Origin of the sequence: Streptomyces sp. NPDC050988 (assembly GCF_044456225.1) — a bacterium.
GTDB lineage: Bacteria > Actinomycetota > Actinomycetes > Streptomycetales > Streptomycetaceae > Streptomyces.
This window is the reverse complement of the sequence record NZ_JBITFQ010000006.1, coordinates 354037-363216: the sequence shown is the minus strand read 5'-3', so window position 1 is coordinate 363216 and position 9180 is coordinate 354037. Positions and strand designations below refer to the sequence as shown.

General features: G+C 69.9%; 9 protein-coding genes. 3 read left to right on the top strand and 6 right to left on the bottom strand.

The features are described from left to right. Positions 1 to 148: 148 nt before the first annotated feature. From ACIBEI_RS17350 to ACIBEI_RS17335, 4 genes are read right to left on the bottom strand one after another with little or no spacing between them, the layout of a single operon-like run. Positions 149 to 562 carry a Fur family transcriptional regulator gene (locus ACIBEI_RS17350; RefSeq protein ID WP_383397532.1) on the bottom strand — a complete coding sequence of 138 codons (414 nt, stop codon included), beginning with the start codon at positions 560 to 562 and terminating at the stop codon, positions 149 to 151. A gap of 59 nt (positions 563 to 621) precedes the next feature. Further along, a complete protein-coding gene (locus tag ACIBEI_RS17345) occupies positions 622 to 1536 on the bottom strand; it encodes a metal ABC transporter permease (protein ID WP_398889506.1) in 915 nt (304 codons plus the stop codon). A 5-nt stretch (positions 1537 to 1541) separates the two neighbouring features. Continuing rightward, positions 1542 to 2324: a metal ABC transporter ATP-binding protein gene (locus tag ACIBEI_RS17340; RefSeq protein ID WP_398889504.1), complete on the bottom strand. Its 783-nt coding sequence runs from the start codon at positions 2322 to 2324 to the stop codon at positions 1542 to 1544. Positions 2325 to 2361: 37 nt separating this feature from the next. Beyond that, positions 2362 to 3324: a metal ABC transporter solute-binding protein, Zn/Mn family gene (locus ACIBEI_RS17335; RefSeq protein WP_398889502.1), complete on the bottom strand. Its 963-nt coding sequence runs from the start codon at positions 3322 to 3324 to the stop codon at positions 2362 to 2364. 229 nt (positions 3325 to 3553) lie between these two features. Between ACIBEI_RS17335 and ACIBEI_RS17330 the strand changes: the two genes are divergently transcribed. Together ACIBEI_RS17330 and ACIBEI_RS17325 are read left to right on the top strand one after the other, a co-directional pair. Then, the gene (locus ACIBEI_RS17330) at positions 3554 to 4936 is read left to right on the top strand and encodes a glycine--tRNA ligase (RefSeq protein WP_266502267.1); all 1383 of its coding nucleotides are present in this window, start codon (positions 3554 to 3556) and stop codon (positions 4934 to 4936) included. A gap of 225 nt (positions 4937 to 5161) precedes the next feature. Further along, positions 5162 to 6088, top strand: coding sequence for a DUF4394 domain-containing protein (locus ACIBEI_RS17325; RefSeq protein ID WP_398889499.1), 927 nt, complete (start codon positions 5162 to 5164; stop codon positions 6086 to 6088). A 104-nt stretch (positions 6089 to 6192) separates the two neighbouring features. Here the strand turns inward: ACIBEI_RS17325 and ACIBEI_RS17320 are convergent, their stop codons facing one another. Together ACIBEI_RS17320 and ACIBEI_RS17315 are read right to left on the bottom strand one after the other, a co-directional pair. After that, positions 6193 to 6399 (bottom strand): hypothetical protein, encoded by a 207-nt coding sequence (locus tag ACIBEI_RS17320; RefSeq protein WP_189837955.1) that lies wholly within the window; start codon positions 6397 to 6399, stop codon positions 6193 to 6195. Between the two features lie 143 nt (positions 6400 to 6542). Further along, on the bottom strand, positions 6543 to 7970 hold the full coding sequence (locus ACIBEI_RS17315) for an MFS transporter (RefSeq protein WP_398889497.1): 1428 nt from the start codon (positions 7968 to 7970) through the stop codon (positions 6543 to 6545). A 101-nt stretch (positions 7971 to 8071) separates the two neighbouring features. On the opposite strand from ACIBEI_RS17315, the gene ACIBEI_RS17310 reads away from it, so the two are divergent. Beyond that, positions 8072 to 9088 carry a helix-turn-helix transcriptional regulator gene (locus ACIBEI_RS17310; protein ID WP_398889495.1) on the top strand — a complete coding sequence of 339 codons (1017 nt, stop codon included), beginning with the start codon at positions 8072 to 8074 and terminating at the stop codon, positions 9086 to 9088. The last annotated feature ends 92 nt before the right edge of the window (positions 9089 to 9180 follow it).

Here is a 9180-nt window from a genome sequence, read left to right as displayed (position 1 = left end):
CCCGCGCCCCTGAAGTTCGCGCCGTTCCTGCCGCAGCTCAAAGATTGCGCAGTTCCCCGCGCCCCTTTAGGGGCGCGGGGAACTGCGCGAACAACCCCCACCGGCCCGCAGCCAAGAACGAACTGGTGGACCCTGCCCCTGTCCACGCCTAGCCGCGCGCAGCGCACTCCGCGCAGGTGCCGAAGATCTCCACCGTGTGGGCCACGCTCACATAGCCGTGCTCCGCCGCGATGGCCTCCGCCCACTTCTCCACGGCCGGCCCCTCCACCTCGACGGCCTTGCCGCAGACGCGGCACACGAGGTGGTGATGGTGGTCGCCGCTCGCGCAGCGGCGGTACACGGACTCGCCGTCCGACGTGCGCAGGACATCGACCTCGCCGGCGTCGGCAAGGGACTGCAGCGTGCGGTACACCGTGGTCAGCCCGACGGAGTCGCCCTTGTGCTTGAGCATGTCGTGCAGGTCCTGGGCGCTGCGGAACTCGTCCACCTCGTCGAGCGCCGCCGCCACGGCGGCACGCTGCCGGGTGGAACGGCCCCGAACGGGCGGTCCAGCGGTAGTCACCGTTGCCTCCAAACGTCTGCGGCTTGCCGGGCCATTGTGCCAGCCCGGACCGGGCGCAGTCAGACGCCGACCTTTCCGGTGGGTGTGCGCGTGGCCGGAATCGCGCACTCCGCCGGATCGCCGGCCTCCTGGGCCGCGGCCTGCGCGGCGGCCCGCGCCCTGCGCCGGGCCAGTGGTGTCGCCAACGCCGTGAGCAGGATGAACACGCCGATGGTCGACAGGACGATCGTCGCACCGGGCGGCACGTCCTGGTAGTACGAGGTCACCGTGCCGCCGATGGTCACGCTCACCCCGATCGCCACCGCGATCGCGAACGTGGCGGCGAAACTGCGGCTGAGCTGCTGCGCGGCGGCCACCGGGACCACCATCAGGGCGGAGACCAGCAGCAGGCCGACGACCCGCATGGCGACCGTGACGGTGACCGCCGCGGTGACGGCCGTGAGCAGGTTCAGGGCGCGCACCGGCAGCCCGGTGACCCGCGCGAACTCCTCGTCCTGGCTCACCGCGAACAGCTGCCGCCGCAGCCCGACCGTGACGAGGACGACGAAGGCCGCGAGCAGGCAGATCGCCGTCACGTCCTCCTCGGAGACCGTGGAGAGCGACCCGAAGAGGTACGAGGTCAGGTTGGCGTTGGAGCCGCCGGGCGCGAGGTTGATGAACATCACACCGCCCGCCATGCCCCCGTAGAACAGCATCGCCAGCGCGATGTCGCCGCGCGTCTTCCCGTACCAGCGGATCAGTTCCATCAGGATCGCGCCGACCACGGAGACGGCCGTGGCCATCCACACCGGGGACCAGGAGAGCAGGAAGCCGAGGCCGACGCCGGTCATCGCGACATGGCCGATGCCGTCGCCGAGCAGGGCCTGGCGGCGCTGCACGAGGTAGATGCCGACGGCGGGCGCGGTGATGCCGACGAGGACCGCGGCGAGCAGGGCCCGCTGCATGAAGGCGTAGTCGAGGATTTCGAGGTTCATGGCGATCAGCTCAGCAGTCCCGTCCGGATCGGTTCGGCGTCGTGAGCCGCGTGGGGGTGTACGTGGTCGTGGCCGGGCAGAGCGTGCTGGCCGAGTGCCTGCGGGGGCGGGCCGTCGTGCATGACGCAGCCGTCGCGCAGCACGACCGCGCGGTTGATCAGCGGCTCCAGCGGGCCCAGTTCGTGCAGGACGAGCAGGACCGAGGCGCCCTGGGCGACCTGCTCGCGCAGGGTCTCCGCGAGGACCTCCTGGCTGGCCAGGTCCACACCCGCCATCGGCTCGTCCATGATCAGCAGTTCGGGCCCGGCGGCGAGGGCACGGGCGATGAGTACGCGCTGATGCTGCCCGCCGGACAGCGCGTTCACCGAGTCCTTGGCCCGGTCCGCGAGGCCGACCAGGGCGATGGCCCGCTGGACCGCCTCGCGGTCGGCCCTGCGCAGGACACCGAAGCGGGCGCGGGACAGCCGCCCCGAGGACACCACCTCGGTGACCGTCGCGGGCACTCCGCCGGCGGCGGTCGTGCGCTGCGGTACGTAACCCACGCGCGACCAGTCGCGGAAGCGGCGCCGCGGGGTGCCGAACAGCTCGACCTCGCCGCCGCTGACCGGGACCTGGCCGATGACCGTACGGACGGCCGTCGACTTGCCGGAGCCGTTGGCGCCGAGCAGCGCGACGACCTCACCGCGGTTCACGGTGAGGTCGATACCGCGCAGGACGGGGCGTGAGCCCAGCTCGGCCGTCACACCGCGCAGGGATATGACGGCCGATGCGCCGGGGTCGTCCCTCATGCCGCCGTCCTTCATGCCGCCGTCCTCCGGGGGTTGGTCACTTCGCGCCCAGTGCCGACTGCAGCGCCTTGAGGTTGGACTCCATCACCTGGAAGTAGTCGTCACCGCGGGACTTCTCCGTGATGCCCTCGATCGGGTCGAGCACATCGGTCTTGAGGTTCGCGTCCGCGGCGATGGTCTTCGCGGTCTTGTCGCTGACGAGGGTCTCGTAGAAGACCGTGGAGACGCCGTCGGCCTTGGCCATCTTCTCAAGGTCCTTGACGCGGTTGGCGCTGGGTTCGTTCTCCGGGTCCAGACCGTTGATGGCCTCCTCGGTGAGGCCGTAGCGCTCGGCGAGATAGCCGAAGGCGGCGTGCGTGGTGATGAAGACCTTTGTCCTCGTGTTCTTGAGCCCGTCCTCGAACTGCGTGTTGAGGCCGTCCAGCTTCTTCACCAGGGCGGCGGTGTTCTTCTTGTAGTCCGCCGCGTTGTCCGGGTCGGCCTTCTCGAAGGCCTTGCCCACACCCTCGGCGACCTCGGCGTACTTCACGGGGTCGAGCCAGATGTGCGGGTCCTCGCCGGAGCCCTCCTCGCCCTCGTGGTCGTCGTGCTCGGCCGCGTGGCCGCCGACCTCGTTGCCGTGCTTCTCCAGGCTGGTGAGGGTCGCCGCGTCGATCTTCGTCTTGATCTCGGACTGGGCGACCGCGTCGTCGACGGAGGGCTGGAGGTTCTTCAGGTAGAGGGCCACGTCCGACTCCTGGAGCTGCGCGGTCTGCTTGGCGCTGATCTCCAGGTCGTGCGGCTCTTGGCCGGGCTCGGTCAGCGTGCTCACACTGACGTGGTCCCCGCCTATTCGCTCGGCTATGAACTGCAGCGGGTAGAACGACGCCACGACGTCGAGCTTCCCGCTGTTGCCGTCGGCCGCGGTGGACTCGGACGAGCAGGCGGAGAGGAGCCCGAGACCCAGGGCGGTGGCCGCGGCGGCCGCGGTGCCGGACACAAGACGTCGTCGTACGTTCATGACACCCATTTTCAACAAATCTGGAAACGGTTGTCAATAAGGCTCCTTGTGATCTGGGCTTCATCCCGGTATGGGAGGGGTGGGGCGGCACTACGGGGAACGGTGTCCGGCCAGGACCCCAACCGATTTGATCCGGGGGCAGGGGCCGCCGGTAATCTGAAGCATTCGCTCTGAAGCATCGCTGTGAAGCAACCGCTTCGTCGCCCGTCGTCGTAATGAAGAGAGCACCGTGGCCGCCGACAAGATCGACACCATCGTCAGCCTGAGCAAGCGCCGTGGCTTCGTCTACCCGTGCAGTGAGATCTACGGCGGCCAGCGAGCCGCCTGGGACTACGGGCCGCTGGGTGTCGAGCTCAAGGAGAACATCAAGCGCCAGTGGTGGCGCTACATGGTGACGTCGCGCGAGGACGTCGTCGGTATCGACTCGTCCGTGATCCTGGCGACGGAGGTCTGGGTGGCCTCCGGTCACGTCGCCACCTTCACCGACCCGCTCACCGAGTGCACCTCGTGTCACAAGCGCTTCCGCGCCGACCACCTTGAAGAGGCGTACGAGGCCAAGCACGGCAAGCAGCCCGAGAACGGCCTCGCGGACGTCAACTGCCCGCACTGCGGCAACAAGGGCCAGTTCACCGAGCCCAAGCAGTTCTCCGGCCTGCTCTCCACGCACCTCGGCCCCACCCAGGACAGCGGCTCCGTCGCCTACCTGCGCCCCGAGACCGCGCAGGGCATCTTCACCAACTTCGCCCAGGTCCAGCAGACCTCGCGCCGCAAGCCGCCGTTCGGCATCGCGCAGATGGGCAAGTCCTTCCGCAACGAGATCACGCCCGGCAACTTCATCTTCCGCACCCGCGAGTTCGAGCAGATGGAGATGGAGTTCTTCGTCAAGCCGGGCGAGGACGAGAAGTGGCAGGAGTTCTGGATGCAGGAGCGCTGGAACTGGTACACCGGCCTGGGCCTCCGCGAGGAGAACATGCGCTGGTACGACCACCCGGCCGAGAAGCTCTCCCACTACTCCAAGCGCACCGCCGACATCGAGTACCGCTTCCAGTTCGGCGGCAACGAGTGGGGTGAGCTGGAGGGCGTCGCCAACCGCACGGACTACGACCTCTCCGCCCACTCCAAGGCCTCCGGCCAGGACCTCTCCTACTTCGACCAGGAGGCCGGCGAGCGCTGGACTCCGTACGTCATCGAGCCGGCGGCCGGTGTCGGCCGCGCGATGCTCGCGTTCCTGCTGGACGCGTACGTCGAGGACGAGGCGCCCAACGCCAAGGGCAAGATGGAGAAGCGGACCGTTCTGCGGCTCGACCCCCGGCTTTCGCCGGTGAAGGTCGCGGTGCTTCCGCTGTCGCGCAACCCCGAGCTGTCGCCGAAGGCGAAGGGGCTTGCCTCGGCGCTCCGCCAGCACTGGAACATCGACTTCGACGACGCCGGGGCCATCGGTCGTCGGTACAGGCGGCAGGACGAGATCGGTACGCCGTTCTGTGTGACGGTGGACTTCGACACGCTGGACGACAACGCGGTTACTGTTCGTGAGCGGGACTCGATGAAGCAGGAGCGCGTGTCGCTGGACCAGATCGAGGGGTACCTGGCGAGCCGGCTCATCGGTTGCTAGCTGCTTTGCGGGTGGGCGTCTGCGTGGCTGGTGTTGGTTGCCGGGTGCGGGTTCGTCGTGGCTGGTCGCGCAGTTCCCCGCGCCCCTAAAAGCAAATGCCCCGGTTCTGTCACGTCCGTAACGGATGTAATGGAACCGGGGTTTTTGCAATCCAGGGGGCGCGGGGTTCCGAAGGAGGGGCAGACGGTCCGCAGGGGGCGGGCCGGCACCTTCACGGGGGTACGGATGCGCAAGCAAGCAGTCATGGGCGTACTGGCGATGGCGGTGGCGCTCGGGACGGTCGGTGCCGTCGGTGCCGGGGCGCTCGGCGGGTCGGCGGAGAAGGGGGCCTCCGGGGGCGGGGTCGAGGCCAAGGGCGGCGGGGGCGGGCTGCCGGAGGCGCTCGCGTCCAGCGGGCTGCGGGCCGTCGGGCTCACCGCGGACCAGAAGCTCGTCCTGTTCCGCGTCGACCGGCCGGGCGCCGCGGTGCCGCTAGGGAAGGTCGACGGACTCAAGGGCGACAAGTCGCTGATCGGCATCGACTACCGCGTACAGAACAACAAGCTGTACGCCGTCGGGGACCGGGGCGGTATCTACACGATCCGTGAGGCGGGCGCCCGCGCCACCAAGGTCTCGCAGCTCAGCGTGCCCCTTCAGGGCAAGGCCTTCGGCGTCGACTTCAACCCGGCCGCCAACCGGCTCCGGGTCATCAGCGACACCGGCCAGAACCTCCGCCACAACCTCGACGACCCGGCCGGCGCACCGGCTCCCGGCACCACCGCCGTCGACGGCACCCTCACCAACCCGCCGGTGCCGCCGAACCCGGGTGCCACCGCACTCGGCGTGACCGGGGCCGCGTACACGAACAACGACCTCGACGCGACGACGGCCACCACCCTGTTCGACCTCGACACCGCGCTGGACCAGGTGTCGGTGCAGTCGCCCGCCAACGCCGGCAACCTGGCGCCGACGGGCAAGCTGGGCGTGGACGCGCCCCTGAACTCCGGGTTCGACATCTACAGTTCGGCGCGGAACGGGACGAACACCGGGTACGCGGTGACGGGCAACAAGTCGTTCCGGGTCAACCTGCTGACGGGGAAGCTGAGTTCGCTGGGCTCGTTCCCGCACGGGCGGCAGGTGGTGGATGTCGCGCTGCCGCTGAACCAGGGCTGAGTCAGCTCTTGGATGTTGCTCCGAAGAACGGAGAGCGCGGTGCGGCGGGGGTCTGGTTCGGCCCCCGCCGCGCCGCGCTGTGACCGTGCCCGGTCGGTGCTCCCTCAGGCCTCCGACGGATCCACTGTTGCCTGGTGTGCCTCCGCCAGATGCTCCTCGGCCTTCAGCCAGGGCAGGAACTGGGCGGCCTTCCGCCAGCCGCAGGTGTCGCATCTGATCGTCCGCTGCACGCCCGTGCGTTGGACCCGGACGATGTGCTCGCGGCCGTGCTGGTCCCAGCGGCTCACCTTGCTGGTGTTGATCTGCAGCATGACGCCTCCTGGTGGTCGCGCTTTGCTTGCGCGCGCTAAGGAGTGTGCAGCAAGAACAACATCAACAGGGACACAACTGTGGTGAGTTGTGTGCGAATTCCGCGCACTGTTCCGCGCACTGTTCCGTGCACTGCTCCGTGGCGTCATGCGATGGCGCGGGGCAGTCGCAGGCTCAGCCCGGTGGTCAGTACGACCCCGGCGAGCTGGACGAGAAGCGTGGTGACCAGGGCGTCCCGCATGCCGTGGCCCGGGGTGAGGGTGAGGAAGAGGGTGCCGAGCGTGGCCACGCCCAGGGCGAGGGCCGACTGCTGGGCGGTGATCATGACTCCGCTGCCCACGCCGGCGCGGGCCGGGGGAACCTCGGAGAGTATGACGCGGAAGAGGATGGGCAGTTGGAGGGCCTGACCGGCACCCGCGATGATCACGCCGGGCCAGAGTTCGAGACCGCCGACGTGGGGCCAGGAGCTCCACACCGTGAGGGCGAGGACGGCCACGCCGACCGCCTGGACCAGGCCGCCCGCGGTCACCACCCGCGTGCCCCACCGGGTCACCAGGCGCGGGCCCAGCAGCGAGACCACGAAGAAGGACACCGCCATCGGGGCCAGGGTGAGACCCGCGCGGACCGGGCTCAGGGCGACCCCCTGCTGCAGCGCCACCGCGATGACGAACATGAAGCCGCTGAAGCCGATCGAGAAGGGGAGGATCATCACCAGGCCCCGGCGGAGGGGGAGGTTGGAGAACAGGCTCGGCGGGACCAGCGGGGTGCGGCCCAGACGTTCCGCCCGCCGCTCGACGAGGTAGAAGGCCGTCGCCGCGACCGGGAACACCGCCAGGGACAGCCACGTCCACAGGGGCCAGCCCGCCGCCCGGCCCTCGGTGAGCGGGGCGAGCAGGGACACCAGGGCGATGGCCAGCAGGGCCGTTCCGGGGCCGTCCACCGGCGCCGGGTTCTGCGAGCGGGTCTCCGGCACGGCCTTGGCGGCGAGGAAGAGGCCCACCAGCACGACCGGCACGTTCACCAGGAAGACCGCGCGCCAGCCGGTGCCCGCGATGTCCGCCGCGACGAGGACGCCGCCGAGGATCTGCCCGGCCACCATGGAGAGCCCGGCGGTGGCCCCGTACAGGCCCATCGCCCTGGCGCGGCGCGGGCCCTGGGTCGCCGACTGGATGGTGGCGAGGACCTGCGGGAGCATCGCTGCCGAGGCCGCGCCCTGCGCGACGCGCGCCGCGACGAGCGTCCACGCGCTCGGCGCCAGACCGCACGCCAGCGAGGTCAGCCCGAAGGCGATCATCCCGCCGAGGAAGAGCCGGCGCCGGCCGAACATGTCGCCGAGCCGGCCGCCGAGGACGAGGAGCACGGCGTACGCGACTCCGTAACCGGCGACGACGAGTTCCAGGACCGCGTCGCCCGCGGCCAGGTCGTGGCCGATCGTGGGCAGGGCGACGTTCACGATGAAGAAGTCGATGAGGGGCAGGGCCGCGCCGAGCAGCACGGTGAACAGTCCGAGCCCGCCGAGCACGGGTGGGACGACGGTCGAGCGGGCTGTACGGGAAGCGAGGGTTTCGGTCACGCTGTCGAGAGTGCTCCCCCTCTCAGACTGGTACCAGAGTCTCTTTATCCTGTTACAAGGAGTACCTGGAAACAGGGTGAGGGCGGCGGCACGCTGGAGGCATGACGACCATGGCCGAGGAAGCGGCGGTACGGGAGAACGGGGCGACCGGGCCCCCCGGGGCGGCCGGAGTGCAGGGGCGTGCGGCCCAGGCCCCGGGGACCTCCGGTGCGCCCGCGCGTGAGCCGGAGGGTGGGCGTGAGCCGGAGGGCGCGCGTGAGTCGGAGAGCCGGGCCTCGCGCGAGTCCGACATCCGGCGCCACGAACTCGCCGCCTTCCTGCGGCACCGTCGCGAGCACCTCACCCCCGAACAGGTGGGCCTGCCCCGCGGCCGCCGTCGGCGCACGCCCGGTCTGCGCCGGGAGGAGGTCGCGCACCTCTCCGCGGTCGGCGTCACCTGGTACACGTGGCTCGAACAGGCCCGGGACATCCAGGTCTCCGTCCAGGTCCTCGACGCCCTCGCCCGCACGCTGATGCTCGACCAGAACGAGCGCGCCCACCTCTTCCAGCTGGCCGGCGCCGTCGATCCCACCCCGGCCTCGCGCTGCCCGACGATCACTCCCGCGCTGTTGCAGACGCTGGAGCAGCTGGAGCCGCTGCCGGCCTGCATCCAGAACAGCCGGTACGACATCCTCGCGTACAACCGCACGTACGGGCGTCTGCTCTGCGACCTCGACGAGGTACCGGCCGAGGACCGCAACTGCATGGTCCTCATCACCACGAACGAGCAGTGGCGTTCGTCGATCGTGATGCTCGACGAGTCGATCCGGCTGATGGCCGCCAAGTTCCGCGCCTCGATGGCCGGGCATCTCGCCGACCCCGCCTGGAAGATGCTGCTCAAGCGGCTGCGGGCGGAGTCGGAGCAGTTCCGTGAGGTCTGGGAGCGGCACGAGGTGGTCGGCTCGCGCAGCAAGACCAAGTTCTTCGACAACCGGTACGTGGGGCGGTTGACCCTGGTCCACACCGACTTGTGGCTTGGCCCGGGGGAGGGGCCGCGGATGGTCACGTACGCACCGGCGGACGAGGAGTCGCGGGAGCGGCTGGAGAAGCTGCATGCGGTTGCGGTGGAGCGGGGCTGAGTGATTGGGGTGCGGGTTGAGTGTCTGCTGCGGGTGGGTGGGGGTTGCTCGCGCAGTTCCCCGCGCCCCTAAAAGCGGGGCTGCGCCCCTGC

Bases quoted from the DNA above. Each gene is read 5' to 3' on its own strand.
- ACIBEI_RS17345 (WP_398889506.1), bottom strand. From the start codon at position 1,536: ATGAACCTCGAAATCCTCGACTACGCCTTCATGCAGCGGGCCCTGCTC.
- ACIBEI_RS17340 (WP_398889504.1), bottom strand. From the start codon at position 2,324: ATGAGGGACGACCCCGGCGCATCGGCCGTCATATCCCTGCGCGGTGTG.
- ACIBEI_RS17335 (WP_398889502.1), bottom strand. From the start codon at position 3,324: ATGAACGTACGACGACGTCTTGTGTCCGGCACCGCGGCCGCCGCGGCC.
- ACIBEI_RS17325 (WP_398889499.1), top strand. From the start codon at position 5,162: ATGCGCAAGCAAGCAGTCATGGGCGTACTGGCGATGGCGGTGGCGCTC.
- ACIBEI_RS17320 (WP_189837955.1), bottom strand. From the start codon at position 6,399: ATGCTGCAGATCAACACCAGCAAGGTGAGCCGCTGGGACCAGCACGGC.
- ACIBEI_RS17310 (WP_398889495.1), top strand. From the start codon at position 8,072: ATGACGACCATGGCCGAGGAAGCGGCGGTACGGGAGAACGGGGCGACC.